This is a genomic window from Serratia sp. YC16, from assembly GCF_009707615.1.
Classification (GTDB): Bacteria; Pseudomonadota; Gammaproteobacteria; order Enterobacterales; family Enterobacteriaceae; genus Serratia; species Serratia surfactantfaciens.
This window is the reverse complement of sequence record NZ_WLYN01000001.1, coordinates 1,164,228-1,189,879: the sequence shown is the minus strand read 5'-3', so window position 1 is coordinate 1,189,879 and position 25,652 is coordinate 1,164,228. Positions and strand designations below refer to the sequence as shown.

Sequence of the window (25,652 nt, the reverse complement as noted above, 5' to 3'; positions counted from 1 at the left end):
GTTAACGGTGAGTGACTCTGTAGCGGCGTCGCCGATCCATGCGCGGGATTTGGCGGCCAGAATCGACGCCTTGCCCGCGTCGGCCGGCCTGTGGCGCTTTATCATTCTGCTGTCGCTGGGCGGCTTTTTCGAACTCTACGATCTGTTCCAGACCGGCTATATCAGCACCGGCCTTATCGCCGACGGCATTTTCCACACCGGGGCGCTGGGCGTCTTCGGCGTGTCGGATCAGGCAGCCTTCGCCGCCGCCACCTTTCTCGGTCTGTTCGTCGGCGCCAGCCTGCTGAGCCCGTACGCTGACCGCTTCGGCCGCCGTGCCACCTTTATGTTTGCCCTGGTCTGGTATGGTGCCTTCTCGCTGTTGCTGGCGTTTCAACAGCAGGCGGAATGGGTGATCTTTCTGCGCTTTCTGGTAGGCGTCGGGCTCGGCATCGAGCTGGTGACCATCGACACCTACCTGACGGAGTGGGTGCCCGCGCACTTGCGCACCCGGGCTTTCGCCTTCGCGTTCTTCGTGCAGTTCCTGTCGGTGCCGGCGGTGGCGCTGATGTCCTGGTGGCTGGTGCCGCAGACGATTTGGGGGCTGAGCGGCTGGCGTTACGTGGTGATCGCCGGCGCGCTGGCCTCGCTGGTGATCTGGCTGGTGCGCAAGGGGCTGCCGGAGTCGCCGCGCTGGCTGGTGCAGCAACGGCGCTATGCGCAGGCGCGGCAGGTGATGCGGGACATGGAACGGCGCTGCGGCGTGGCGCCCGCGGAGTTTCCGTTGCGCCAGGCTGAAGAGGCCGACGGCGCGCCGCAGCGCGGCCGCTTTCGCGACATCTGGGCGCCGCAGTATCGCGATCGCACGCTGATGCTGGTGGTGATGAACTTCTTTCAGGCCATCGGCTTCTTCGGCTTCGGCAACTGGCTGCCGGCGCTGCTGTCGGGCAAGGGCGCGTCGGTCACGCACAGCCTGCTGTACGCTTTCTTCATCACGCTGGCCTATCCGCTGGGCTCGCTGCTGTGCAGTTTTTACGCTGACAAGATGGAGAACAAGTGGCAGATCGTGTTGTCTTGCCTGGTGACGGTGATCTTCGGCTCGCTGTTCGCGCTGCAGAACAATCCGCTGTGGCTGATCCTGTGCGGCTTCTTCATCACCTGGTCCAACGCCTGGCTGACCTACAGCTACCACTCGTATCAATCCGAGATCTTCCCGACCCACATCCGCGCCCGCGCCGTCGGTTTTTGCTACTCCTTCAGCCGCCTGTCGACGGTGTTCAGCAGCATCATCATCGGCATTATCTTGCAGTACGGCGGCTCGCTGGGGGTGATCGCGTTTATCGTCGCCAGCATGCTGATCGTGATGCTGGTGATCGGGCTGTTTGGCCCGAAAACGCGCGGCATCGATCTGGAAAACATCTGACGTTATGCGCCGGCGGCTACGCCGGCCTCTTCAGCAAAAAAACTCGCGATCATGCGAAAATTATTCCGTTATCACTGCCTTTACGCCTGCCGTACTGTTAACCCGTACAAAATCCAATTCGATACCGAACGGGGAGCACGTCATGAGCACTCTTACCGCGCCCGATGGCGCACGCATTTTCTATAAGGATTGGGGACGCGGCCAGCCGATCCTGTTCTCCCACGGTTGGCCGCTGTCCGCCGACGCCTGGGACAACCAGATGCTGTTTTTCGGCCAGAGCGGATTCCGCGTGATCGCTCACGATCGCCGCAGCCATGGCCGTTCGGATCAAACCTGGCACGGCAACGACATCAATCAATACGCCGACGATCTGGCTGTGCTGATAGAAACGCTGGATCTGCGCGATCTGATCCTGGTCGGCCATTCCACCGGCGGCGGCGAAGTGGCGCGCTATATCGGCCGTCACGGCAGCAGTCGGGTGGCGAAGGTGGTGCTGGTGGGGGCGCCGGCGCCGCTGATGCTGCAGACGCCGGCCAACCCCGAGGGCACGCCGATGGCGGCGTTCGACGGCATTCGCAGCGGCGTGGCGGGCAACCGCCCGCAGTTCTTCAAAGATTTGGCGGTACCGTTCTACGGCCTCCACTGCGATGAGGTCGAGAGCAACGCGGGGCTTATCGACAGCTTTTGGCTGATGGGCATGCAGGGCGGCGTGAAAGGCCAGTACGACGGCGTGCGCGAGTTCTCCGAAGTGGATTACACCGCCGATCTGCTGGCGATCGACAAGCCGACGCTGCTGGTGCACGGCGACGCCGATCAGATCGTGCCGTTCGAAGCCTCGGCGCAGAAAGCCGCTAAGCTTATGCAACAGGCGGAGCTGAATGTTTACGCTGGCGGCTCACACGGTTTGGCGCAGACCGATCCCGATCGCTTCAACGCCGATCTGCTGGCCTTTATCCAGAATTCGCCATTCTAAGGGGGCGCGATGAATATTACCGATATCGCCGCCCGCTGCGCTCAGCGGCTGCATGCGCCCGCGGTGCGCTGGCTGCTGCTGCTCGCGATTTGCGCCGCCTACATTCAGGGCGGGCTGGTCAAGGCGTTGAACGTCGAGGGCGCGGTCGCCGAGATGACCCACTTCGGCCTGCAGCCGGCGGCGCTGTTCGCCGTGCTGGTGACGCTGTTTGAACTGGCGGCGTCGGCGCTGATCCTGAGCGGTTTTTACCGCTGGCTCGGCGCGTTGGCGCTGGCCGGTTTTACCCTGATGGCGACGCTGATGGCCAATCCGTTCTGGCAGTTCGACGGCGCGGAACGCGGCCAGATGATGAACGGATTTTTTGAACACCTCGGGCTGGCCGGCGCGCTGTTGCTGGTGGCATTTAACGATTTGAAGGAGCGAACGGATGGCTGAACAGACGGAAAACAAGGCGGCGGCGGGCGGCTTCGCGCCGCTGAAAATCCCATTATTTGCGGTGCTGTGGGGCGCGACGGTGCTCGGCAACGTCGGCAGCTTTATGCGCGACGTCGCCAGCTCGTGGCTGATCACCGACCTGTCGAGCAACCCCTCGGCGGTGGCGCTGATGCAAACCGCCGCCACGCTGCCGGTGTTCCTGCTGGCGATCCCGGCCGGGGTATTGTCGGACATTCTCGATCGGCGGCGCTTTCTGATCTTCGTGCAAATCCTGCTGGCCTGCGTCAGCGGCAGCCTGCTGGTGCTGTCGCAGACCGGTGCGCTGACGGTGGAATACCTGCTGGCGCTGACCTTTGTCGGCGGCATCGGCGCGGCGCTGATGGGGCCGACCTGGCAGGCGATCGTGCCGGAACTGGTGCCGCGCGCCGAGCTGAAAAACGCCGTGGCGCTGAACTCGCTGGGCATCAACATCGCCCGCTCCATCGGCCCGGCGGCCGGCGGCCTGCTGCTGGCCAGCTTCGGCGCCGGCGCGGCCTACGGCGCGGACGTGATGAGCTATGTGCTGGTGATCGCGGCGCTGCTGTGGTGGAAGCGGCCGAAGGCCGAAGACAGCGGCTTGTCGGAGCATTTCTTCGGCGCCTTCCGCGCCGGTCTGCGCTATGCGCGTTCCAGCCGCGAGCTGCACGTGGTGCTGCTGCGGGCGGCGGTGTTTTTCGCCTTCTCCAGCTCGGTCTGGGCGCTGCTGCCGCTGGTGGCGCGCCGCATGCTGGGCGGCAGCGCCGGTTTTTACGGCGTTCTGCTGGGGGCGGTGGGCGCCGGGGCGATCCTCGGGGCTATTGTGCTGCCGCGTCTGCGCCAGCGGCTCAACGCCGACGGGCTGGTGCTGCTGGCGGCGGTGCTCACCGCCGTGGTGATGGCGGCCCTGTCGCTGGCGCCGCCGCAGTGGCTGGCGGTGGTGCTGCTGTTGGTGCTGGGCGCCGGCTGGATCATCGCGCTGACCACGCTCAACGGCGCGGCGCAGGGTGTGCTGCCTAACTGGGTGCGCGGCCGCGGCCTGGCCATCTACCTGATGGTGTTCAACGGCGCGATGGCGGCGGGCAGCCTGCTGTGGGGGCTGGTGGCGCAGGAGCTGGGCGTCGCCGCCACGCTGCTGGTCGGTGGCGTCGGCCTGTTGGCGGCGGGGCTGCTGTTCCACCGTCTGCGTCTGCCGACCGGCGAGGCCGATCTGCAGCCGTCGAACCATTGGCCGGAACCGTTGGTCAACACGCCGGTCGAGAACGATCGCGGGCCGGTGATGATTCAGGTGGAATACCGCATCCGCGAACAGGATCGCCCGCAGTTCTTGCGCACTTTGCTGATGCTGGAGCGGGCGCGCCGTCGCGACGGCGCTTACGCCTGGGGCATCACCGAGCATACCGGCGATCCGGAATGCATCATGGAGTGGTTCCTGGTGGAGTCCTGGGCGGAGCATCTGCGCCAGCATCAGCGGGTGTCGCACGCCGACGCCGATCTGCAGCAGGAGGCGCTGGGCTTCCATATCGGCCCGGACAAGCCGGTGGTGCACCACTTCCTGTCGCTGGACCGGCGTCAGGTGAAGCATTAACTGCACGGCCAGGCGGTGAGAAGGTGCTATGCTTTTGGTCGGTTCGGCGGCGCGGCCGCCGTAAGACGAATGTAGTCCACACAGGGAGACACATTGATGACGGCACCTTCTGCTTTTGCCCGCGAGCTTGGGTTGCGCTATCCGATCGTTCAGGGGCCGATGAACGGCGCGTCGCCGCCGGCGTTAGCGGTGGCGGTGAGCAACGCCGGGGCGCTGGGATCGTGCGCGGCGGCGCTGTTCTCGCCGGAGGTGATCCTCGAGCGCGTGCAGCAGATCCGCGCGCAGACCGCCGCGCCGTTTAACATCAACCTGTTTCTGCTCGATGAACAGCACCCGGATCTCGCCGAGCTGAAACGCGCCCAGCACCTGTTGCGGCCGTTCCGCGAAGCGCTGGGGCTGAGCGAGCCGCCGATCCCCGCCAAATTTGCCGAAAACAACCGCGACCAGATCGCGGCCTTGCTGGAGGCCGCGCCGCCGGTGGCCAGCTTCACCTTCGGCGTGCTGCCGCGCGCGACGGTCACGCAGTTCAAGCAGGCTGGCTCGCGGGTGATAGGCACCGCCACCACGGTGGCGGAAGCCCGCGCCTGGGAAGAGGCGGGCGCCGACTTTGTCTGCGTTTCGGGCGCGGAGGCGGGCGGTCATCGTCCGACCTTCCTCGGCGATATCGAGCAATCCTGCGTCGGCCTGATGGCCCTGTTGCCGCAGGTGGTGGCGGCGGTGAAGATCCCGGTGATCGCCGCAGGCGGCATCATGAACGGTCGCGGCATCGCGGCGGCGCAATTGCTGGGCGCGCAGGCGGCACAGCTCGGCACCGCGTTTCTGTGCAGCCCGGAATCGGGTATCGCCGACGCCTGGCGAGCGGCATTGCGCAACGCCGGTGATGACAGTACGCGCCTGACACGCGCCTTCAGCGGCCGCCCGGCGCGCGGCATCGTCAATGATTTCATGCGCCAGATGCGCGCGGAGGAGGGGCAGATCCTGCCTTATCCGGTGCAGAACGCGCTCACCGGCGATATCCGCCAGGCGGCGGCCAAGGCCGGGCGCGGGGAGTTCATGTCGCTGTGGGCCGGGCAGGGCGTAGGCCTGGCGCGGCCGATGCTGGCGGCGCAGCTGGTCGCCACCCTGGCGGCGGAGTTGGCTGCGCTGTAAGACAGACGGGGCGCCTGGTTCGGCGCCCTTTTTATTGACGTCAGAAGCTGTAGGTGCCCTGCGCCAGGACGAAGTTCATGTCTTTCAGTCCGGCATGTTGCTGCAGGCTGTGGCCGACGTCGAAGTAGACATAGGCCACCTTGAACTGGAGATCGCTGCGCGGCGTCCAGGTGGTTTCGACCTGATACTGATTGCCGATAAAGCGCGAGCCCTGCTCGCTGCCTTTCACCGGGCGCATCGGCCCGAGATAGAAGGCGTCCTCGCGGCGTTGCCGCCATAGCGCGTCCCAGCTGAAGTCGATGGCCAGGGTTTGCCACGGCGTGATGGTGACCGAAGGGTGGATGGCGATCAGGTTAGCCGGCGCCACCAGCCCGTTCTCGGTCAGATAGGGCAGCTTGGGGTACATGGCGTTGAAGGTATTGAGCTGCCCGTCATGGCCGTTTTTATCGCCGCTGGCGATGCCAATCTTGCCGCCGAAGCGCGGCTGCCAGCGCCAGTCGCTCACCGTATAGCCGGCGTGAGCCGACGCCGACCAGGCGCGGATGTCGCGCTGTTCTGCGCTGCCGAACTGCCAGGCGGCCTCATTGTCCCAGTCGAACCCCTGTGCCGTGCCGAAAATGCGCGCGCCGACGGTATAGCGCCGCTCTTGCCCGTTGAGCTGCGCGTAATGGGCGTCGTTATCTTCAAAGCCAAAGGTGTAGAGATCGAGCGAAGAAGCCAGCGGCGTCAGCGGCGTGGTGCCGTAGAGCCCCCAAACTTTTTGGCTGTTGTCGGTATCGTCGTCGAAACTGCCGGTTTTAAGGGTGACGGGATGGCCGATAAAGGCGTCGAGGCGGTTTTTATCCTTGGCCCAGCTGGCGCGGATGGCGTCGAAAGAACGGCGCACGTTGGGGCCGTCGCGGGTGCCCATCAGGTGCAGCGAACCCAGCGCAATCTCCTGGCGGCCGACCCGCAGGGTGCCGAGGCCGTAGGCGGTGGGCAATTTCATATCCACATAGCCCTGGCCGAGATAGGCGCGATCTTCATCGGTTGGCTTGCGCCCATGGTCGCGCATCGTCGCCAGCGAAGATCCCAACTGGACGTAGGCGCCAAAATAGTCGCCGTAGTCGAGGCGTGCACCGATCAGCAGGCGCTGCATCAAAGTGTCGTCGCGCCCGCCGCTCAGATCGCGTTGATCCGTCCATTCATAGCGCTCGCGCAGTGAACCGTCGAAAGACAAGGTGGCCGCATCGCCCAACGGGATGTTTTTCCAGGGCGCCGCGGCGGGCTCCGCCGCCAGAGCGGGCAGCGCGGAGAACAGCAAAAGTGCGGGAAGCGTGCGTTTCATCATGGATATCCGAAGAAAAAAGCGCGCCGCAGCGCGCCTTGGGTTTATTTAGCCGTCTGGTGAATTTCGGCGATATAGCCGCCGGGGAAACGCACCAGCGCCGAGGCGCGGCTTTCCGCCGCCGTTGAACGCCACAGCACCTGCGCGCCGCTGGCCGTCGCTTTGGCCAGCGTGGCCTGCAGATCCTCGACGCCATAGCCGGTGCGCTCATGGCCGAACGGATAAGGCAGGTGCCCGTCGGTGACGAAAATGCGCGTTTTGCCAAAGCGCGAATCCAGTTCGATTTGGCGGATCTTGCCGTTATCGTTGCGGCCGATCGCCGCATCGCTGACCTGCTCGTCGCGCACGACCTTACCGTGCGAGAACGCCTGATAGCTTTTCAGGAAGTCATCGACGCGGTAGGCGGAGAGATACAGGCGGTTTTCCGGCACGCTCAGCAGCGGCCGGTAGTTGGGCGCTTTGGTGTGCCAATAGAGCTGCATATTGACGCCGCCGGGCCATTGGATCACCGCGTCGCGGCCGATCGGATCGTCGAAAGGCTCAACCTGCACATCGGCGCCGGCGGCCTTGGCTTGTTGAATGGCGACATCCATATCCCTGACCAGAAAACCGTTGCGCTCGGTGCCGAACGGGTGCGGGATCGGCGTTTTGAAATCGAACACCGAGAAGCTGCCGGCCGGCGTCAGTATCAGCTGGGAGTAAGTTTCGCTCGGCGTGGGCGTGACGTTGACCAGCACGCGTTCGGTGCTGGTGCCGCCGAAGGTTTTCAGGATGCTGTCGACAAAGGCATCCATTTTGCCGCGTTCCACATAGACATGCGTGGTGTCGTATTGCGGCCCCACGGCGACAGACGCCGTATCGGCCGCCCATGACATTGCAGGGAGCAGCAGCGCAAGGGCTGATATCCTCAGCCGACGAGAAGAAATACCGATAATGTGTTGCATGATGACCTCCAGGTTGCGGTTATTTTCCTGAGTGCAGCGTAATTTCCTATGGGCTTTCCCGTCGGCTGAAAATAAAAAACCAAAAACGCAACGTGCGTGATGAAACGCTAAGTAGGGGCGAGGTTCTGACGCCCCGGCGAATATGGCGCAGGGGCAGAACATTTATTCTTATTGGTGTAAACGGTGAGGCGCCCGGCCAGCAGGCCCGCTGTCGCTAAGGGACGGCGCTGATAATGCGGCCCGCCTCGTCGCGTGTTGAAGTGAATCGAGGATAATCCATAACGGTCTTCTCCTTGCTGGGATATATCGTATTGGCACGCTGAATTTACGTTCTTCATTGCCCTCTAAATATAAATACAGCATTAAAAGAATTGCCGCCCATCAAATTTTTATATGACTTGTTGAGTAAATACGAATAAGCGAGGAGATGAAATATAACGACGGGCGCTACGGCTGGCGCTGAGCGGAAGCAGTGTTGATCTCGGGAAAAAAACGGCCTGCCGAAGCAGGCCGTTGCGGGGAGTTTACGCCAGATCGAAACGATCGAGGTTCATCACTTTGTTCCAGGCGGCGACGAAGTCATGGGCGAACTTCTCTTGCGCGTCGGCGCTGCCGTAGACTTCGGCCAGCGCGCGCAGCTGCGCGTGCGAACCGAACACCAGATCGACGCGGGTGCCGGTCCACTTGACCGCGCCGCTGCGGCGATCGCGGCCTTCGAACAGGCCGTCCTCGCCCACCGGGTGCCAGGTGGTGCCCATATCGAGCAGGTTGACGAAGAAGTCGTTGGTCAGCGCCTGCGGGCGATGGGTGAACACGCCATGCTGCGCGCCGCCGACGTTGGCGCCGAGCACCCGCAGCCCGCCGACCAGCACCGTCATTTCCGGCGCGGTCAGGGTCAGCAGCTGCGCCTTATCGACCAACAACGCTTCGGCCGGCACGCGGTATTTGCCCTTCAGGAAGTTGCGGAAGCCGTCGGCGAGCGGCTCCATCGCCTCGAAAGAGTCCACGTCGGTCTGTTCCTGCGAAGCGTCGGTGCGGCCCGGTGCGAACGGCACCGTCAGGGTCAAGCCGGCGTTCTTCGCCGCCTGTTCCACGCCCGCCGCGCCGGCCAGCACGATCAGATCCGCCAGTGAGACGCGCTTGCCGCCGGTTTGCGCATCGTTGAAGGCGCGCTGGATGCCTTCCAGCGTGGCCAGCGTCGCGGCGAGCTGCGCAGGCTGGTTGACCGCCCAGTCCTTCTGCGGCGCCAGGCGAATGCGCGCGCCGTTGGCGCCGCCGCGCTTGTCGGAACCGCGGAAGCTCGAGGCCGACGCCCAGGCGGTGGAAACCAGTGTTGAGACCGGCAGGCCGGAGGCCAGCACCTTGTTTTTCAACGCGGCGACGTCCTGCTCGTCGATCAGCGGATGATCGACCGCCGGAACCGGATCTTGCCAGATCAGTTCTTCCTGCGGCACTTCCGGGCCGAGGTAGCGCGCGCGCGGCCCCATGTCGCGGTGGGTCAGCTTGAACCAGGCGCGGGCGAAGGCGTCGGCCAGCTCTTCCGGGTGTTCATAGAAGCGGCGCGAAATTTTCTCGTAGGCCGGATCGAAACGCAGCGACAGGTCGGTGGTCAGCATGGTCGGACGGCGTTTCTTGTTCGGGTCGAAGGCGTCGGGGATGGTTTCGCCGATGTCTTTCGCCACCCACTGGTGCGCGCCGGCCGGGCTTTGGCTCAGCTCCCATTCGTATTCGAACAGGTGGCGGAAGAAGTCGTGGTTCCACTGGGTCGGGGTGGTGGTCCAGGTGACTTCCAGCCCGCTGGTGATGGCGTCTTTGCCGACGCCGGTGCCGAAGGTGCTGTGCCAGCCGAGGCCTTGCTGTTCCAGCCCGGCGGCTTCCGGATCGGCGCCGACGTTAGACGCCGGGCCGGCGCCGTGGGTTTTGCCGAAGGTGTGGCCGCCGGCGATCAGCGCCACGGTCTCTTCGTCATTCATCGCCATGCGGGCGAAGGTTTCACGGATGTCGCGCGCGGCGGCCACCGGATCGGGGTTGCCGTCCGGCCCTTCCGGGTTGACGTAGATCAGGCCCATCTGCACCGCCGCCAGCGGGTCTTCCAGGTCGCGGTCGCCCGAGTAGCGGCTGTTCGGCCCGCCGCTTAACTCCAGCCAGATCTTCTCAGATCCCCAGTAGACGTCGTCCGGCTCCCAGGTGTCGGCGCGGCCGCCGGCGTAGCCGAAGGTTTTGAAGCCCATCGATTCGAGCGCCACGTTGCCGGTCAGGATCAGCAGGTCGGCCCAGGAGATGTTGCGGCCGTATTTTTGTTTGATCGGCCACAGCAGGCGGCGCGCCTTGTCGAGGCTGACGTTGTCCGGCCAGCTGTTGAGCGGAGCGAAGCGCTGCTGGCCTTCGCCCGCGCCGCCGCGGCCGTCGCCGATACGGTAGGTGCCGGCGCTGTGCCAGGCCATGCGGATGAACAGGCCGCCGTAGTGGCCGAAGTCCGCCGGCCACCATTCCTGTGAGTCGGTCATCAGGGCGTGCAGATCCTGTTTGACCGCCGCCAGATCGAGGCTGTTGAAGGCGTCGGCGTAGTTGAAGTCTTTATCCATCGGATCGGACAGGGGGGAGTGTTGATGCAGCGGTTTCAGGCTGAGCTGATTAGGCCACCAATCCTGATTGGTGGTGCCGTCCTGCGGTGCGGGCTGTTTGCCGCCCGAAAACGGGCATTTGCTTTCAGTTGTCATAATGCGCTCTCTGCTTCCGTATTGGGCTCCAGGCGTGGAGCGGTTAACAAGACATGCGGGTAAGGCTTGCGTCGGGTGTTGCGCTAAATAACTGAACTCAATCGATCCACATCGCCCCGGCCGCTAACGGGCAAAGGGCGACTCATGGCTAAGCTTAGTCAGCGGCGGCGGAGAGATAAAATAGGAATGATTGAATACTGTGATAGCTTTCAGCGATTCAAGGCCTTGCCGTTGATAGGCAACGCGGCGCCTTATCGACGCCGCAGCATGATCTTGAGCACCGCGTCCGCCAGTTTGCCGAACGGGGCGCGCAGCAGATCGGTAAAGTGCCAGCGGCTCTGGATGAAGACGCCTTTGGCGTGGCTCAGCGCCCGGAACCCTTCGATGCCGTGACAGGCTCCCATGCCGCTGGGGCCGATGCCGCCGAACGGCAGATCGTCCTGGGCGAAGTGCAGCAGGGTGGTGTTGACGCTGACGTTGCCGGAGGTGGTGCGCGTCAGCAGCCGTTCCCGCTCCGCGCCGGCCGGCCCGAAGTAGTACAGCGCCAGCGGGCGCGGCCCGGCGTTGATAAGCTCGATCGCCTCATCAATAGCAGCGTAGGTGCGCACCGGCAGCAGCGGCCCGAAGATCTCCTCTTGCATGATCCGGCTGTCGTCGGGCGCGCCGACGATCAGCGTGGGGGCCAGGGTTTTTGCCCGTTCAGACGCAGATTCAGGGCGATGGCCCACCGGAACGATCCGCGCGCCCCGCGCTTGCGCGTCGGCCAGCAGGTCTTGCAAACGCTGATAGTGCCTGTCGCTGATGATGGCGCCGTAGTCGCTGCCCGTCGGCCCTGTGGGGTAAAACGCTTTGACCGCCGCGTCGTAGAGCGCAATGAAGTTCTCCACATCGTTCTGATGGATCAGCAGGTAATCGGGCGCGATGCAGGTTTGGCCCGCGTTCGACAGCTTGCCGAATGCCAGGCTGTTGACGTCTCTGGCGGTGAGCGCACCGCGCGCCATGACCGCAGGGCTCTTGCCGCCCAACTCGAGCGTCAGCGGCACCAGATTTTTAGCGGCCGCCTGCATGACCTGGCGGCCGACCGCCGTGCTGCCGGTGAACACCAGGTGATCGAACGCCAGTTCGCTGAACCTGGCCCCGATCTCCGGCCCGCCGGTCACCACGGCGACCTCGTCGGCGGGAAACTGCGCCGCCAGCATCGTCTCGATGAGTTGGCTGGTGTGCGGCGTGAGTTCCGAAGGTTTCAGCATCGCGCGATTGCCGGCGGCCAGGGCGGTGGCCAGCGGGATGAGCGTCAAGGATAACGGGTAGTTCCACGGTGCCATGACGCCGACCACGCCCTTGGGTTGGTATTGCACATAGGCGCGCCCGGCCTGGTACGGCAGGGCGACGTGGCGGCGCTCCGGTTGCATAAAGCGCTTCAGGTTGCGCAGCAGATAATCGATCGCCTGCACGGTGACCAGAATTTCCAGAATGTCGGTTTCGTAAGGCGAGCGGTGGCCGAAATCCGCGCTGACGGCCGCCGTCAATGCGCTGCGCTGGGCCAAAATGGCGCTGCGCAGGCGGCGCAGGGCGGCCTTGCGTTGAGCGAACGTCGGCGCGCCGTCGCGCAGGAAGGCGCGGCGTTGGGCGGCAAGCCGTTGCTCCATCGTCATGGCGGCGTCATCTCCTGGCACTTGAATACTCCTGATATCGAGCTTGTTGGGTGGGGGCACACCGTCTGCAGAACTGCATTTGACCTTAAAGTAAGGTTTAAACCTATACTCGTTAAGCGATCAACGCAAGATCGCCGGCCAACCGGGATGAGGGAGCTTGCCATACCGGCGTCGTGAGCACTATCCGTCTTATTTTCTGACAATGTGTAAATGGGAGAAACGACATGGGTTACGTAACGACCAGCGATGGCGTCGAGATTTTCTACAAGGATTGGGGCCCCAAAAACGGCAAGGTCATCTACTTCCACCACGGCTGGCCGCTGTCCAGCGATGACTGGGATGCCCAGATGCTGTTCTTCGTGAACCAAGGGTTCCGCGTGGTTGCGCACGATCGCCGCGGCCACGGCCGCTCCAGCCAGGTGTGGGAAGGGCACGACATGGATCACTACGCCGATGACGTCGCTGCGGTGGTGAAACATCTCGGCGTACAGGGCGCCATGCACGTGGGCCACTCGACGGGCGGCGGCGAAGTGGTGCGCTATATCGTGCGTCACGGCGAGGATAAGGTGTCCAAGGCCGTGCTGATCAGCGCGGTGCCGCCGCTGATGGTGAAAACCGACGCCAATCCGCAGGGCACGCCCAAAGCGGTGTTCGATGATTTCCAGGCGCAGCTGGCCGCCAATCGGGCGCAGTTCTACTATGACGTGCCCGCCGGCCCGTTCTACGGCTATAACCGCCCGGGCGCCAAGCCTTCCGAGGCGATTATCTGGAACTGGTGGCGGCAGGGCATGATGGGCGGCGCCAAGGCGCATTATGACGGCATCGTCGCCTTCTCGCAGACCGATTTCACAGAGGATCTCAAGAAGATTGCCATTCCGGTGCTGGTGATCCACGGCGACGACGATCAGGTGGTGCCTTATCAGGATTCCGGCGTGCTGTCGGCCAAGTTGGTCAAAAATGGCAAGCTGCATACCTACAAGGGCGCGCCGCACGGCATCCCGACCACCCACGCCGATCAGGTCAATGCCGATCTGCTGGCGTTCGTGAACAGCTAAGAACAGCGCCCAGGGGGACGCTCCGCCGCCTGGGCGCTGCTTGAGGGATATCCCTCATTGCGGCCCCGCCGGCGGTTATTTAAGCTGAATGGGCAATGCAACGGTGAATATGGAGATAATCATGACTGATTCAGTGTCCAACGATCGTAATCCCACCCCGGATGTGGCGGAAGACAACGCGTTCTTCCCATCACCTTACTCCCTCAGCCAGTACACCTCGTCCAAGACCGACTTCGCGGGCGCCAGCTACCCGAACGCCTATCGCGGCGGCAAGTGGAAGGTGCTGATGATCGCCTCGCAGGAGCGCTATTTGCTGATGCAAAACGGCAAATTCTTCTCTACCGGCAACCACCCGGTCGAGATGCTGCTGCCGATGTATCATCTGGATCTGGCCGGTTTCGAGATCGACATCGCCACGCCGTCCGGCGATCCGGTGAAGCTGGAGATGTGGGCGTTCCCGCATGAGGATGAAGCGGTCAAGGCCACCTACGAGAAGTACCGCAGCCAACTCAAGCAGCCGAAAAAGCTGACGGAGGTGGTGAAGGATCTGGATGGCGGCAATTACCTCGGCGTTTTCATTCCCGGCGGCCACGGTGTGCTGAATGATATCCCGTTCAGCGAAGAGGTGAAAAAGACGCTGCACTGGGCGCATGACCACGATCGCTACGTGATCTCGCTGTGCCACGGGCCGGCGGGTCTGCTGGCGGCGGGCATCGGCGAGCGCAAAGAGGATTTCCTTTATCGCGGCTATGAGATGTGCGTGTTCCCGGACTCGCTCGATACCGGCGCCAACATCGACATCGGCTATATTCCCGGCCCGATGCCCTGGCTGGTGGGCGAACGCCTGCGCGAGCTGGGCGTTAAGATCGTCAACGCCGATATCACCGGCAAGGTGCATAAAGATCGGCGCCTGCTGACCGGCGACAGCCCGCTGGCTTCCAACAACCTCGGCAAACTGGCGGCGGAGACGCTGCTGGCCGACGTCGCCGCGCGATGAGCGACGAGCTCGCGCAGCGCGCTTTCCAGACGGCGTTGGCGATGGAGTATGAGCGAACCCTGTCCGCCATTCAGGGGCGGGTTCGCACCTTCGCCGCACCGTTCGGCTTCGACCGCTTTGTGCTGTTCTCCGCCTCCGCTGCGGCGGAAGCGGGGATAGAGCATATCTATTGGGTCGAGGGCGACTGGTTCGGCGACGGTGAGGCGGTCGATGCGCTGACCTACGTGCGGCACTGCCCGGTGACCCGGCACATGCTGCGGGCCAGCGAACCGTTCTTCTGGACCAAAACCCGGGCGGAGCAGGGAGAGCGCTACCGGATTGTGCGCACGCCGCGCGGCGCGGGGCTGCACGGCGTGCAGATCCCGGTGTTCGGCCCCGCCGGCCTGGAGGGGGCTGTCAGCCTGGGGGGCGAGCGCATCGACACCTCGCCGCCGGTGCGGTTGGCGCTGTCGCTCGTGGGCACGGCGGCCTTTCTGGCGGCGCGGCGGCTGTTCGAGCCGGCGGCCGTGCAGGAGAGGGGGCGTCTGTCGGCGCGCGAGCGCGAGGTGCTGAGCTGGACCGCCATCGGCCGGCGCCAGGCGGATATCGCCGCGATGCTCGGCCTGTCTGAACGCACGGTAGAAAACCATCTGCGGCGCATTCGCCAACGGCTCGGCGCCGCCACCACCGCGCAGGCGATCGGCGTGGCGATCCGCCTGGGGGAAATCGCCCCCGAGCGCCGTTAGCTCGCCGCCATTTGCCGCAACAACCACTCGCGCAGCGCAATGATATCGGAGCGCTGCGCGGTCTCTTCGGTGGCCACCAAATAGTAGTTGGCGCCGGGCAATGACATCTCGAACGGCGCGTCCAACACGCCGCGCTGCAACAAATCGCGCGCCAGCAGCCGGCTGGCGATCACCACCCCCTGACCTGCCACCGCCGCCTGCAGCGCATGGGTTTCGTCGCTGAAGGTCAGCCCGGCTGCCACGTTCAACCCCTCCGGCCCGTAGCGCCGCCGCCAGTTTTCCCAGGTCGGCGCGTCGGCGGGCACCTGCCGATGTTCCACGTGAAACAGCGTCACCCGCTGCAAATCCTCGCTGCGCTCCAGCGCCAGCGCCGGGCTGGCCACCACGATAAAGCGATCCTCATGCAGCAGGGTGCAGTGAAGATCGGTTTCCGGCGTTTCGCGGTAGCGGATAGCGACGTCCACGGTGCGCTGGTTGAGATCGACGCGCTCGACGCTGGTGTGCAGGCGCAGATCGATGGTGGGAAACTCCGCCTTGAAATCCGCCAGACGCGGCACCAGCCAGTGGGTGAGAAAATTGGAGGTGGTGGTGACGGTCAGCGCCGGCGGCAGCTGAACGCGGGTGATTTGGGCGACGGACTGCTCCAGCGCGGCGAAGGCGCGCTGGGTGCCGGCATACAAGATCTCGCCGGTCTCGGTCAGGCTGACGCCCTGCGCGCTGCGCTCGCACACCCGGCATGCCAGCACCGACTCCAGCAGCTTGATCTGATGGCTGACCGCCGTCGCGCTGACGCCCAGCTCCTCGGCGGCCAGCTTGAAGCTGAGACAGCCGGCCACGGCGTGGAAGGCGCGCAGCGCGCCCAGCGGCGGCAAACGGGTTTTTCTCATGGCTGAGTTATTCTCATCTAAGGCTGAAAACTATGAGTTTGTCTGACCGAGTATACAAGAGATAGGCTACCGACATGTGAACAGGGAAATGAATTTATTTCATCATTTTCATCTTGTCGGGAGTGAGCGATGAGCCTCTATATCAACAACGGCGCCCTGGGCGCTATGGAACATACGGGAACGGCGGCGAGCGCCCTGGCGCTCAGCGTGCCGGTGGCAGCGGGCGCCTTGCTGCTGGAGACGGAAAGCCTGTTGGGCATCGGCGCCACCCTGACGCTGCTAACGGCCTTGGCGCTGGCGTTTCTTGGCGGCGGCGCGCTGGCCCGCTGGCGGACGCTGCGCAATGGCCCGGCGTTGATCGTTCTCCGCTACGGCTTTTTGCTGGCGGCGGCGGGGTGGTTATTCACGCTGCTGATGCTGTTCGGTGGCCATGACTGGCTGGCCCTGCTGCCGGGCATCGCCCTCGGCGGCCTGGGCCAGGGCGTAGCCTACCGCACGGCGGTGGGGGAGAAAGCGGCGTTCGCCGTGGCGTGCAGGCTGACGACGGTGATGACCACCGCGGCGGTGGTGGTTGCCGTTTTGCTGGTGCAGACCTATGCCGCGCCGGAGATAAAGGGAGCCTGTTTCGCGCTGGCGTTGCTGGTCGATTTGGCGTTGCTGGGGGCGCTGATGGCGCGGATTGAGGAGCGAGACAGGGAGTGAGTCGCCGCGCTGAAGGTAAATAGCCCGCCCGGGGAAACGGGCGGGCTTTATTTAGGCGGCCGCCAGCTCTTGCGGCGTAACGTTTTGCAAACCGACAAGCTGTATGGCCGGCTGCTCCAGCGTGATGCCGAAGTCGCCTTGGTCCCAATTGTAGATATTGACGACGTGCTGATTGAGCGCGCTTGTGCCCTGCATGAATATCGACAGATCCTGCGTATGCGTTTGCGCGTTGTAGTTCAGCGAGAAGCTGCTGTTTGATCCTTCGGCGCCGAAGGCCAGCAGGTGGTTATCGATAGACAGGGAAGAGGCCTGTAAAAAGCCCAGCTCAAAGCTGTCGTCGATATAGATATTGTGAGTCTGCTTCACCGGAATATTCAGCAGGCTGTTGGGAAAAGGCACATCGTTGGACAGCATGCTCAGGTTTACGCCGAGATAATCCTGCGGCGCACTCCCACCCGGCGCAGTGGTATAGCCGTGCTCGAAGCGAATTTCGCTGGAGCCTTTGCCCAGGTTAACCTCCAGGCCGTTGGCCGGCGTCAGCACCCGATCGTTAAAGGTGACGTTATCCTTAAAGTCCGTCAGCTTCACCGCCTCGATGTTGTACAGCCCGTCCTTGAAGCCATACAGCCCGATGCCGTTTTTCTCGATCACCCCGCGCCCGCCGTAGCTGCCCTGAGCGTCAAACTTCAGGTTTACCCCGTGCGACAGGCTGGAATAATCGACCGTATCATGGCCGCTGCCGCCGTCGATGACCGTCCAGCCGTAGTTGCCGGCGTTGTTTTGCCAGCCGCGCGGCACGCTGATGGTGTCGTCGCCGCTGCCGGTGTTAACGGCGATATTGCCGAACGCCAACGTGAAATCATCGTCATGCAGCGTACCGACGCGGTACAGATTCGGCGTGGACAGCACGTCGGCAATGTCGTTGAAAATCGCCGAGCCGATATCCAGCTTGCCGGGAATAATGCTGCCACCGCCGGTCACGCTGCTGCCGTAGGATTCGGTGTAGAAATCACGCGCCGCCTCGGCGGCCAGGCGGATGGTTTCGTGGCCAATGCCCAGGGTGGTCAAATAGGTGGGCACTTCGCCCGCCAGCAGCGTTTCAACCACGTAACTGAGGTTTTTCATCTGCATGGAGACCTGCGCCGCCGCAATCAGATCGTAGGTGCCGCCTTCCACCTTAAAGGCCGAGGTGTCGTTGGTCGCCACCCATTCGGTAAAGAACGAAGTGTCGCCTAAATAGGAGAACAGCGTGGTGCCGGCCCAGGGGGAATAGTTGGGGGCACCGGTCGAGGAGGCGTCGGTGAACACTTCGGATGCCGCCGCACCGGCGTCGATCAGACCAACCTCGTGAATATCCGGCACTTTGGCGCTGGTGGGCGGGGCATCCGGCAGCGGCGCGTTAGGATCGCTGCTCAGATCGACGCCAAACAGCGTTTTGGCGAAGTTTTTGGCGATGTTGTCGGAGGCGTTCTGAATGCGCGTCTCCCAGTCATCGGGGACATGCCCGGTGCGCAGCTCATACTGCAGCTTGGTTTGGTCGCGAATGTAATGGGCAAACGCCCCCTGATTCGAGTTCACGCCATAGGCGCCTTTAATCCAGGTATAGACCGCGATATCCACGCCCTGAATAGGCTGGTTGGCATGGTTGGGATCGGTGAGCGCATCGACGGATGCGGCATACACGGCCGGCCAGTCGCCGGCTTTGGCAGCCTCCCAAATCGCTTGCAGTTTTTCTCGGTCGGTAATGACGTAAGCCATATAAACACTCCTTGTTGCTGAGAGATTGCTTAGAAATTCAACATGATGAATGGAGGTGCGCGATGGAATAAACCGAAACCCGTACAGCCAGAAACGCGCATGCCGCGAGCCGCAGCGAACGATGGGCAGCAGGCACCCATAGCGAAAGGATAGACGCAACTTGCCGAGCGCGAGAAATTCGCTTATCGATTGTTTTTACAGAATTATTGCTGTAAATCGGCGGGTTAACCCGCGTATTGGCATCAGGAAGGAATATCCGTCAGCTGAGTTAGGAATCTTCTTAGATAAAAGAGTGGGTTTCGCTGGTGGGGGGGTGGCCAAACGTTGGCGTTATGGCGGTAATTGTGGTTACCGCTTTGCGGATTTACACCGACGGCAACGCAGGAGGGCTCTGGCGCTGCTGGGGCGTGGAATGGGGTGGGGAAATGCTGGAGTGGGTAATCTGACGGTCGGCTGTGTGCCAGAAGCGGACATTGATGATGTGAAGATATATAGTGGTAGATTGCCTATCGATAGTTGATATTACCCGAGATTGTCTCCGAAAATTATGATTAACGGATTGCTGATCAGTCGGATCCTAGCAAAAGACTCATATCAAAACCAGTTATCCGAAAACCAAACTCTTTATATAATTTTAAAGCCCTTTGATTATCCGGTGACACTCTGAGTTCCACCTCATATGCGCCCTGTTGAGTCAGCTCATTCAGGAATGCACGGATAAAATCCCGACCCATTCCCTTACCCTGAAATTCTGGGAGAAGCATTATATCTGACAAAAAGGCTGAGTTATCTTCCAGGCTAAACCACAGATATCCCGCAGCCTGACTGTCATGTTCATAAGTTCTAAAATGGTTATTTTGAGTATTGATTCCCGCTGGCAAGGCTGTTTTAAATGATTTCGACGCCTCTATCTGGGCTTTTTTACGACTGTACCGATGATTTGCCATCAGGTCTTCAACATAGTCATTTAAAGAGAGGCCCCCCCAGAGGTCAAACTCGTTGTCATGCATGGGCCTATAAATTGATTTGGGGATTTTTGACTGTTTTGTTTTCAATTTACTGTCTCATTCTTAATAGCAACGTAACGCATACTTAGTACTACTCTACCGAATTATCCGCCGATTCAGCATGATAAAATTATATCATATAGCTTTGTCAACTGAACGTAATTTTGCTGACGCCGAAGTCAGCATTTCGCTCATAGCGGACTATCGTTCGCCTGACCAAATAAGCCTCAGTGCGATGAAACAAATACCGACGCAGGCTGCGCGGGCGGAATGGAGAAGTGACGCTGCATGCGTTTTATCTCCTCTGCCGGTGGCAGGCCAAACAGACGCTTGAATTCGCGGTTAAATTGCGATGGGCTTTCATAGCCAACGGCGTAACTCGCGGCGGCGGCGGTGATTTGTTGGCGTACCATCAGCATCCGTGCCTGGTGCAGGCGTACCGATTTCACATACTGCATTGGCGGCATCTGCGTTATCGCTTTGAAATGGCTATGAAAGGTCGGCACGCTCATGCCGGCCATCATCGCCAGCTGCGTCAGCGTTAACGGCTCCGCGTAAGCGGCATGGATGTGCTGCAACGCTTTACCGATTTTGCCAAACTGGCCCTGCAAGGCCAATGCGGCACGCATTGCGTTGCCCTGTGCGCCTGTCAGTACGCGGAAATAAAGCTCACGCACCCGCGCCGGGCCGAGGATCGCTGCCTCAAGCGGGTTAGCCAGGACTTCAAGTAAGCGAAGTACGGCCATTTTTACCGCGCCGTCCATGGGGCTCGACATCATGCTTTGCGGCGCGACGGGAGGATGCGGGGCGCCATGCTGTTCAATCTGCAACATCAGTTCCGCGGCAAGCTGAAAATCCAGATGCATATAAATCGCCAGCAGCGGATGTGCTGCCGACGCGTCGGTTTCCATCACAAACGGTACCGGCACCGAAACCGCCAGGTAGTGCTGCTCATCATATAAATAGGTCTGTTGACCGAAATAGCCGCGTTTGCTGCCCTGGCAGACGATCACGATCCCCGGATCGTAAAGCACCGGCGTCCTGGCAAGAGGGCGATCGGAACGCAAAATTCGCACATCAGGTAGGGCAGTGAGGTTGTATCCCTCTTGCACCGCAAGTCTATTCATCAGGGAAATCATGTCGGACATTCCACCACCTCATAAAATCAGGCAAGAAAAAGAGAAAATACGGCCTAAAAATGCGGCAGAGCAGAGAATACCATGCAACCTTCATGGTTCATGGGAGTTCTTTTTATGGCATCTGCAAAAACGATTTTAATTACCGGCGTCAGCAGTGGCTTTGGTCAGGCGCTGGCGCGAGAAGCCCTCGCCGTGGGGCATCGGGTTATAGGGACGGTGCGCAACAGCGAAGCGCTGCAGGCTTTCGGTGCGCTCGATACGCAGCGGGCTTTTGGCTATCTGCTTGATGTCACGGACGTTGAACGTATTGATGAGGTGGTTGGAGAGATAGAGTCTGCCATTGGTCCGATAGATGTGCTGGTGAACAATGCCGGTTACGGCCACGAAGGCATTCTGGAAGAATCCCCGCTTGTAGAGCTGCGCCGCCAGTTTGACGTCAATGTGTTTGGCGCAGTGGCGATGATCAAAGCCGTGCTACCGGGTATGCGCCAGCGCCGTCGCGGTCACATTATCAATATCACCTCAATGGGCAGTTTCATTACCTTGCCCGGTATCAGCTATTACTGCGGCAGCAAATTTGCACTGGAAGGGATATCAGAAACCTTAAGTAAAGAGCTTGCCCCGTTCAACCTACACGTAACCGCAGTGGCGCCCGGCTCGTTTCGAACGGACTGGGCCGGGCGTTCAATGGTACGCAGCCCTCGTCGTCTCCCTGACTATGACGCGTTATTTGAACCTGTTCGTCAGGCGCGTCAGGAAAAAAGCGGCAAGCAACTCGGCGATCCGGTTAAGGCGGCTCACGCCATGCTGGCATTGATCGAGAGCCAGACCCCACCTACGCATCTGTTGTTAGGCAGTGACGCATTAAGTTTGGTGCGGCAAAAGCTCGAGGCGTTAGGTCAGGAAATTGAACAATGGGAGAAACTCACCCGTTCAACGGATGGCTGACCGGTTTCGGGTAGAGAGAGTGCAGTGGATAATTGAGTATAACCGCCCAACAGCAAAAAGCCCGCTCAGGTTTCCCTGAGCGGGCTTCTCTAAATATGGCTCCTCTGACTGGACTCGAACCAGTGACATACGGATTAACAGTCCGCCGTTCTACCGACTGAACTACAGAGGAATCGTGTGAACGGGGCGAATAATAGCGAGGCGCCGCAGGCATGTCAAAGGCGGATTACACATTCTGTGACTGTTTGCTTACAGAATGCGCAACCCGTTGAGTTTTTTGGCAGATTTAGCCCTCGATCGCCCGCTGCAGGCGCAGCTGATAGCGGTAAATGCCGGCGGTGAGCAGGTAATCCCGGTGCACGCTCGGGCTCCAGGAGTCGTCGCCGCCCACCCCCATGTGGAAGCCGTCCAGATGCAGCCAGGTGCCTGCTTCCGGCTGCAGCAGATGCTGGTGGCTGCAGGCCATCAGCTGTTGCAGGCCGTAGCGGCTGAGCGAGAAATGGAAGCGGCCGTCGATGCGCCAGCCGCCGTAGCGCAGGCTGCGGGTGTCGCAGCGCAGGCCGTTCTCGCCGGGGAAAATATACGGCGTGTGCAGATCCGCCAGCGGCAGGCGCCAGCGCCCATGCTGCGCGGCCAGGCGGCGATCCGGGTAGTTCTCGTGCGGGCCCAGGCCCAGCCACTCGGCGTGCGGCTGCACCGTCGCCAGTTGGCAGTGCAGGCCGATGCGCGCCGGGGGCGGCAGAGTATCGGCCACCTCGACCTCCACGTTCACGCTCACTGCGCCCAGCGCATCGAACAGCCATTGTTTGCGGCTGATCAGCAGAATCTGCCCGTCCACGCCGAACTGGTGTTCGCTCACCACCTGCACGCCGTTTTGCAGCGCATCGGCCTGCAGCCGCGAGCAGCGCTCCTCCAGCCGGTACAGGCCCGCCAGCTTCCAGCGTTCGACCCAGGCGTTGGGATCGATATGGTCCGCCTCGCTGACGCCGATGTCGTTATCGATCGGCGCGCGCGCAAAGCCGTCGCGCAGCGGCGTCAGCAACTGCGGCTGTTCGTTTTGCCACCACTGCGTCAGGTGGCCGCTGCTGCGATCGAAGCGCCAGCGCTGGTCGCCGTGGGTGAGGGTCAGCCCCTGATCGTCTTCAATCAGCGTTGGCGGCATGCCCTGTGCGGGCGGCGGCGCGGGATGCAGCGCACGCGGTACCCGCCACTGATCCCAGGCACAGCGGTGGTGAGCTTCAGACCAGTCGGTGGCCTGCGGCTGCACCACCTCCACGTTCAGCCACAGTTCGCCGGGCTGATGCAACATCGGCAGGCGATCGAGCAGGGTGAAGCTAGCGCTGCCCTGCGGCGCCAGCGCCAGATCGAAGCTGCCGCTGGCGCGCTCCACGCCGTCCAGCTCCAGCCGCCAGTTGAGCTGTTCGTTGTCGGTGTGGCGGAACAGGTAATCGCTGGTAACGGTCAGCGTCAGCGAGGCGGCGTTGAAGGCGAAGCGGAACAGCTGCTGCGCCCGCTGCGCTTCGAACAGCGCCGGGTGCGGGGTGCGATCCGCGAACACCAGCCCGTTCAGGCAGAACTGGCGATCGTTGGGGGTATCGCCGAAGTCGCCGCCGTAGGCCCAGTACTCTTCGCCTTGGGCGTCGCGCCTGATCAGCGCCTGATCGACCCAGTCCCAGACAAAGCCGCCCTGCAGGCGCGGATAGTGGTGGAACGCGCGCCAGTAGCGCTCAAAGCCGCCGAAGCTGTTGCCCATCGCATGGGCGTATTCGCACAGGATCAGCGGCCGCTGTTCCTCCGGCAGACCGATCCACTTGCCGATTGCCCATTTGGGCACCGCCGGGAACGGCTGATCCTGATCCACCCGCGCATACATCGGGCAGATGATGTCGGTGGCGGCGGTGTCGGCGCCGCCGCCTTCATATTGCACCGGGCGGGTCGGATCCTGGCTTTTCACCCAGCGGTACAGCGCGTCGTGGTTCACGCCGTGGCCGGACTCGTTGCCCAGCGACCAGATAATGATGCAAGGGTGGTTGCGATCGCGCTGCACCATGCGGGTGACGCGCTCGCTCATCGCCGGCAGCCACAGCGGATCGTCAGCCAGCCGGTTCATCGGCTGCATGCCGTGGGTCTCGATATTGGCTTCGTCCACCACGTACAGCCCGTAGCGGTCGCAAAGCCGATACCACAGCGGGTGGTTGGGATAATGCGAGCAGCGCACCGCGTTGAAGTTGTGCTGCTTCATCAGCAGGATGTCGTGGCGCATCGTCGCTTCGTCCATCACCTGGCCGTGGCGCGGATGATGCTCGTGGCGGTTAACGCCGCGGATCAGCAGCGGCTGCCCGTTAAGCTTCAACAGCCCGCCGCTGATCTCCACCTGGCGGAAGCCGATGTCATAGGCTTCCACTTCGATAATCTCCCCCTCGGGGGAGAGCAGGGCGACGGTGGCGCGATACAGCGCGGGCGTTTCGGCGCTCCACAGCGCGGGGTGCTCCACCGGCAGGCGCAGCGTGACGCGGTCGTCATAGGCGCCGCGTTCGTCCACGATCTCGCCGCCGAGTGGCTGGGTGCGTTCGGCCACCTGGGCGCCGTCGCGCCACAGCTGCACCTGCACCTGCAGTGGGCCGGGCCGGTTGGCACGCGCCGTTACCACCAGTTCGCCGCGGGTAAAGCTGTCATGCAGCGGGGTGGTGAGGTGGATATCGCTCAGGTACGCGGCGGGTTTGTGCAGCAGGCTGACGTCGCGGAAGATGCCGCTCATGCGCCACATATCCTGATCTTCCAGGTAGCTGCCGTCGCACCAGCGCAGCACCATCACCGCCAGCCGGTTTTCACCCGGCTGCAGCCACGGGCTGAGATCGAACTCCGCCGGCAGGCGGCTGTCCTGCGAATAGCCGACCCAGTGGCCGTTGCACCATAAATAGAACGCCGAGTTGACGCCGTCGAAGATGATGCGCGTCTGGCCGGCGACCAGCCAGGCCGGATCGACGCTGAAGGTGCGTGAGTAGCAGCCGGTGGGGTTGTCTTCCGGCACGCGTGGCGGATCGACCGGGAATGGATAGCGCACGTTGGTGTAGATCGGCGCGTCGTAGCCGGCGAGCTGCCAGTTGCCCGGCACCGCCAGCGGGGCGGCGTCCGGCAGATCCTGCTGCAGCCAGCCTTCCGGCGCCGCCTGCGGGCGCGGGAAATAGCTGAAGCGCCATTCGCCGTTCAGCGACTTGCGGCTGGCGCTGGGGGCATCGTCGCGCGCGTCCTCCACCGTGCGCCAGCTGGCGAACGGCGGGTGGGCGTCCAGCCGGCGGTAGTGGGTGCAGGCCGGGTTTTGCCAGTCACGGCGGGCGAGGATCTCGGTCAGGGAAGCAAGGGGCGCAGCAGGCATCGGCGATCGTCCAGTTGGCTAGGTGATGCTCACCAAGATGCTGACCGGCGCATAAAAAGTAAAGCGGTTACACGCAACCTTGCAAGGGCGATCAAATAACCGTTAATGCGGCTCGCCGGCGCGATAGATCCGCTGTGGGCGGCCCACCTTGCCGTAAATGATCTCGGCGCGCAGCTGCTGCGCGGCGGTGCAAAATTCCAGGTAACGGCGCGCGGTGGTGCGGCTGAGCCCCATTTTTTGCGCAACGCTTTCAGCGGTGTGGCGCGCGGCGGGTTCGGCGAACAGCGCGCGGATCTTGCCCAGCGTCAGTTCGTCGATGCCGGCGGGCAGCGCCGCCTGCTGTTCGCCGCGGGCATAGGTGTTGAACATCTCGTCAATGCGGCGTTGGTTGAGGCGCGCCTTGTCCTTCAGCGCTTCGCGGCGTTGGCTGAAGCGCTGAAGGGTCTGGCTCAGCCGGTCATAGGCCAGCGGTTTGATCAGGTAGTCGAACACGCCGTAACGCAAAGCCTCGGCTACGGTGGCCATGTCGCTGGCGGCGGTGATGAACACGATGCCGCCGCGATAGCCGCTCAGCGTAAGTTCGCGCAGCAGGGTGATGCCCTGGCCGTCGGGCAGAAAGTTGTCCAGCAGGATCAGGTCCGGCTTGAAGCGTTCGGTCATGGCGCGGGCCTGCGCCAGCGTACCGGCCAGCCAAATCTGGCGGCAGCCGCCGTTCTGGCGGATAAACTCCGCATGCATCTCCGCCAGCGGCGTTTCGTCTTCAACGATCAGGATGTTCAGCCATTCCATAATGAAACCTACTATTGCAATCAAGATGCTAAATGAATGTAAGTAAATTGCGGCGTCAAAT

20 protein-coding genes and 1 tRNA gene are annotated in these 25,652 nt (G+C 62.4%); 10 read left to right on the top strand and 11 right to left on the bottom strand.

What is annotated here, in order from left to right; translation table 11 throughout:
- The first annotated feature begins 7 nt into the window (after positions 1 to 7).
- The 5 genes from GKN89_RS05580 (at position 8) to GKN89_RS05560 (ending at position 5,562) form a co-directional block, all read left to right on the top strand.
- The gene (locus tag GKN89_RS05580) at positions 8 to 1,402 is read left to right on the top strand and encodes an MFS transporter (protein WP_370520163.1); all 1,395 of its coding nucleotides are present in this window, start codon (positions 8 to 10) and stop codon (positions 1,400 to 1,402) included.
- Positions 1,403 to 1,544: 142 nt separating this feature from the next.
- Entirely contained in the window at positions 1,545 to 2,375 is an 831-nt protein-coding gene (locus tag GKN89_RS05575; RefSeq protein WP_154746505.1) for an alpha/beta fold hydrolase, read from the top strand.
- Between the two features lie 9 nt (positions 2,376 to 2,384).
- A complete protein-coding gene (locus tag GKN89_RS05570) occupies positions 2,385 to 2,810 on the top strand; it encodes a DoxX family protein (RefSeq protein ID WP_019452447.1) in 426 nt (141 codons plus the stop codon).
- Entirely contained in the window at positions 2,803 to 4,413 is a 1,611-nt protein-coding gene (locus GKN89_RS05565; protein ID WP_019452448.1) for an MFS transporter, read from the top strand. Before GKN89_RS05570 ends, GKN89_RS05565 begins: the two co-directional genes overlap by 8 nt.
- Positions 4,414 to 4,509: 96 nt before the next feature.
- Positions 4,510 to 5,562, top strand: a complete 1,053-nt coding sequence (locus tag GKN89_RS05560; protein ID WP_154746504.1) for a nitronate monooxygenase family protein — start codon at positions 4,510 to 4,512, stop codon at positions 5,560 to 5,562.
- 40 nt (positions 5,563 to 5,602) lie between these two features.
- Here GKN89_RS05560 and GKN89_RS05555 read toward each other — a convergent pair whose 3' ends face one another.
- From GKN89_RS05555 to GKN89_RS05540, 4 genes are all read right to left on the bottom strand, one after another.
- On the bottom strand, positions 5,603 to 6,892 hold the full coding sequence (locus tag GKN89_RS05555; RefSeq protein WP_154746503.1) for an alginate export family protein: 1,290 nt from the start codon (positions 6,890 to 6,892) through the stop codon (positions 5,603 to 5,605).
- 41 nt (positions 6,893 to 6,933) lie between these two features.
- Complete coding sequence (locus GKN89_RS05550) at positions 6,934 to 7,833, bottom strand: VOC family protein (RefSeq protein ID WP_195933987.1); 900 nt, start codon at positions 7,831 to 7,833, stop codon at positions 6,934 to 6,936.
- Positions 7,834 to 8,357: 524 nt separating this feature from the next.
- On the bottom strand, positions 8,358 to 10,553 hold the full coding sequence (katG, locus tag GKN89_RS05545) for a catalase/peroxidase HPI (RefSeq protein ID WP_154746502.1): 2,196 nt from the start codon (positions 10,551 to 10,553) through the stop codon (positions 8,358 to 8,360).
- A 251-nt stretch (positions 10,554 to 10,804) separates the two neighbouring features.
- Positions 10,805 to 12,229, bottom strand: coding sequence for a coniferyl aldehyde dehydrogenase (locus GKN89_RS05540; RefSeq protein WP_370520162.1), 1,425 nt, complete (start codon positions 12,227 to 12,229; stop codon positions 10,805 to 10,807).
- Positions 12,230 to 12,432: 203 nt separating this feature from the next.
- Between GKN89_RS05540 and GKN89_RS05535 the strand changes: the two genes are divergently transcribed.
- The 3 genes from GKN89_RS05535 to GKN89_RS05525 all read left to right on the top strand — a co-directional run bounded on the left by GKN89_RS05535 (position 12,433) and on the right by GKN89_RS05525 (position 14,985).
- Positions 12,433 to 13,263: an alpha/beta fold hydrolase gene (locus GKN89_RS05535; RefSeq protein ID WP_019452454.1), complete on the top strand. Its 831-nt coding sequence runs from the start codon at positions 12,433 to 12,435 to the stop codon at positions 13,261 to 13,263.
- A gap of 121 nt (positions 13,264 to 13,384) precedes the next feature.
- Positions 13,385 to 14,260, top strand: coding sequence for a glyoxalase III HchA (hchA, locus tag GKN89_RS05530; protein ID WP_154746501.1), 876 nt, complete (start codon positions 13,385 to 13,387; stop codon positions 14,258 to 14,260).
- Positions 14,257 to 14,985 carry a PA1136 family autoinducer-binding transcriptional regulator gene (locus tag GKN89_RS05525; protein ID WP_019452456.1) on the top strand — a complete coding sequence of 243 codons (729 nt, stop codon included), beginning with the start codon at positions 14,257 to 14,259 and terminating at the stop codon, positions 14,983 to 14,985. Before hchA ends, GKN89_RS05525 begins: the two co-directional genes overlap by 4 nt.
- Here the strand turns inward: GKN89_RS05525 and GKN89_RS05520 are convergent.
- A complete protein-coding gene (locus tag GKN89_RS05520) occupies positions 14,982 to 15,872 on the bottom strand; it encodes a LysR substrate-binding domain-containing protein (protein WP_154746500.1) in 891 nt (296 codons plus the stop codon). The two genes, GKN89_RS05525 and GKN89_RS05520, sit on opposite strands and share 4 nt — an antisense overlap.
- Before the next feature lie 129 nt (positions 15,873 to 16,001).
- Here GKN89_RS05520 and GKN89_RS05515 point away from each other — a divergent pair, with 129 nt between their 5' ends.
- Positions 16,002 to 16,574 carry a hypothetical protein gene (locus GKN89_RS05515; protein WP_154746499.1) on the top strand — a complete coding sequence of 191 codons (573 nt, stop codon included), beginning with the start codon at positions 16,002 to 16,004 and terminating at the stop codon, positions 16,572 to 16,574.
- 51 nt (positions 16,575 to 16,625) lie between these two features.
- Here GKN89_RS05515 and GKN89_RS05510 read toward each other — a convergent pair whose 3' ends face one another.
- From GKN89_RS05510 to GKN89_RS05500, 3 genes are all read right to left on the bottom strand, one after another.
- A complete protein-coding gene (locus tag GKN89_RS05510; RefSeq protein WP_154746498.1) occupies positions 16,626 to 18,332 on the bottom strand; it encodes a hemolysin in 1,707 nt (568 codons plus the stop codon).
- Positions 18,333 to 18,898: 566 nt separating this feature from the next.
- Complete coding sequence (locus GKN89_RS05505) at positions 18,899 to 19,387, bottom strand: N-acetyltransferase (protein WP_063919635.1); 489 nt, start codon at positions 19,385 to 19,387, stop codon at positions 18,899 to 18,901.
- A gap of 179 nt (positions 19,388 to 19,566) precedes the next feature.
- The gene (locus GKN89_RS05500; protein ID WP_154746497.1) at positions 19,567 to 20,487 is read right to left on the bottom strand and encodes an AraC family transcriptional regulator; all 921 of its coding nucleotides are present in this window, start codon (positions 20,485 to 20,487) and stop codon (positions 19,567 to 19,569) included.
- A gap of 105 nt (positions 20,488 to 20,592) precedes the next feature.
- Between GKN89_RS05500 and GKN89_RS05495 the strand changes: the two genes are divergently transcribed.
- Positions 20,593 to 21,426, top strand: coding sequence for an oxidoreductase (locus GKN89_RS05495; RefSeq protein WP_154746668.1), 834 nt, complete (start codon positions 20,593 to 20,595; stop codon positions 21,424 to 21,426).
- Between the two features lie 96 nt (positions 21,427 to 21,522).
- Here the strand turns inward: GKN89_RS05495 and GKN89_RS05490 are convergent.
- The 3 genes from GKN89_RS05490 to dpiA all read right to left on the bottom strand — a co-directional run bounded on the left by GKN89_RS05490 (position 21,523) and on the right by dpiA (position 25,591).
- Positions 21,523 to 21,598, bottom strand: a tRNA-Asn gene (locus GKN89_RS05490).
- A gap of 114 nt (positions 21,599 to 21,712) precedes the next feature.
- Positions 21,713 to 24,802 (bottom strand): beta-galactosidase, encoded by a 3,090-nt coding sequence (locus GKN89_RS05485; protein WP_154746496.1) that lies wholly within the window; start codon positions 24,800 to 24,802, stop codon positions 21,713 to 21,715.
- Positions 24,803 to 24,904: 102 nt separating this feature from the next.
- On the bottom strand, positions 24,905 to 25,591 hold the full coding sequence (gene dpiA, locus GKN89_RS05480) for a two-component response regulator DpiA (RefSeq protein ID WP_004940807.1): 687 nt from the start codon (positions 25,589 to 25,591) through the stop codon (positions 24,905 to 24,907).
- Between the last annotated feature and the right edge of the window lie 61 nt (positions 25,592 to 25,652).

Excerpts from the sequence above, each read along its gene's own strand:
- GKN89_RS05500 (WP_154746497.1), bottom strand. The coding sequence starts at position 20,487 with ATGTCCGACATGATTTCCCTGATGAATAGACTTGCGGTGCAAGAGGGA.
- katG (WP_154746502.1), bottom strand. The coding sequence starts at position 10,553 with ATGACAACTGAAAGCAAATGCCCGTTTTCGGGCGGCAAACAGCCCGCA.
- hchA (WP_154746501.1), top strand. The coding sequence starts at position 13,385 with ATGACTGATTCAGTGTCCAACGATCGTAATCCCACCCCGGATGTGGCG.
- dpiA (WP_004940807.1), bottom strand. The coding sequence starts at position 25,591 with ATGGAATGGCTGAACATCCTGATCGTTGAAGACGAAACGCCGCTGGCG.
- GKN89_RS05485 (WP_154746496.1), bottom strand. The coding sequence starts at position 24,802 with ATGCCTGCTGCGCCCCTTGCTTCCCTGACCGAGATCCTCGCCCGCCGT.
- GKN89_RS05510 (WP_154746498.1), bottom strand. The coding sequence starts at position 18,332 with ATGGCTTACGTCATTACCGACCGAGAAAAACTGCAAGCGATTTGGGAG.
- GKN89_RS05520 (WP_154746500.1), bottom strand. The coding sequence starts at position 15,872 with ATGAGAAAAACCCGTTTGCCGCCGCTGGGCGCGCTGCGCGCCTTCCAC.
- GKN89_RS05550 (WP_195933987.1), bottom strand. The coding sequence starts at position 7,833 with ATGCAACACATTATCGGTATTTCTTCTCGTCGGCTGAGGATATCAGCC.
- GKN89_RS05495 (WP_154746668.1), top strand. The coding sequence starts at position 20,593 with ATGGCATCTGCAAAAACGATTTTAATTACCGGCGTCAGCAGTGGCTTT.
- GKN89_RS05525 (WP_019452456.1), top strand. The coding sequence starts at position 14,257 with ATGAGCGACGAGCTCGCGCAGCGCGCTTTCCAGACGGCGTTGGCGATG.
- GKN89_RS05570 (WP_019452447.1), top strand. The coding sequence starts at position 2,385 with ATGAATATTACCGATATCGCCGCCCGCTGCGCTCAGCGGCTGCATGCG.
- GKN89_RS05555 (WP_154746503.1), bottom strand. The coding sequence starts at position 6,892 with ATGATGAAACGCACGCTTCCCGCACTTTTGCTGTTCTCCGCGCTGCCC.
- GKN89_RS05515 (WP_154746499.1), top strand. The coding sequence starts at position 16,002 with ATGAGCCTCTATATCAACAACGGCGCCCTGGGCGCTATGGAACATACG.
- GKN89_RS05535 (WP_019452454.1), top strand. The coding sequence starts at position 12,433 with ATGGGTTACGTAACGACCAGCGATGGCGTCGAGATTTTCTACAAGGAT.
- GKN89_RS05575 (WP_154746505.1), top strand. The coding sequence starts at position 1,545 with ATGAGCACTCTTACCGCGCCCGATGGCGCACGCATTTTCTATAAGGAT.
- GKN89_RS05560 (WP_154746504.1), top strand. The coding sequence starts at position 4,510 with ATGACGGCACCTTCTGCTTTTGCCCGCGAGCTTGGGTTGCGCTATCCG.
- GKN89_RS05565 (WP_019452448.1), top strand. The coding sequence starts at position 2,803 with ATGGCTGAACAGACGGAAAACAAGGCGGCGGCGGGCGGCTTCGCGCCG.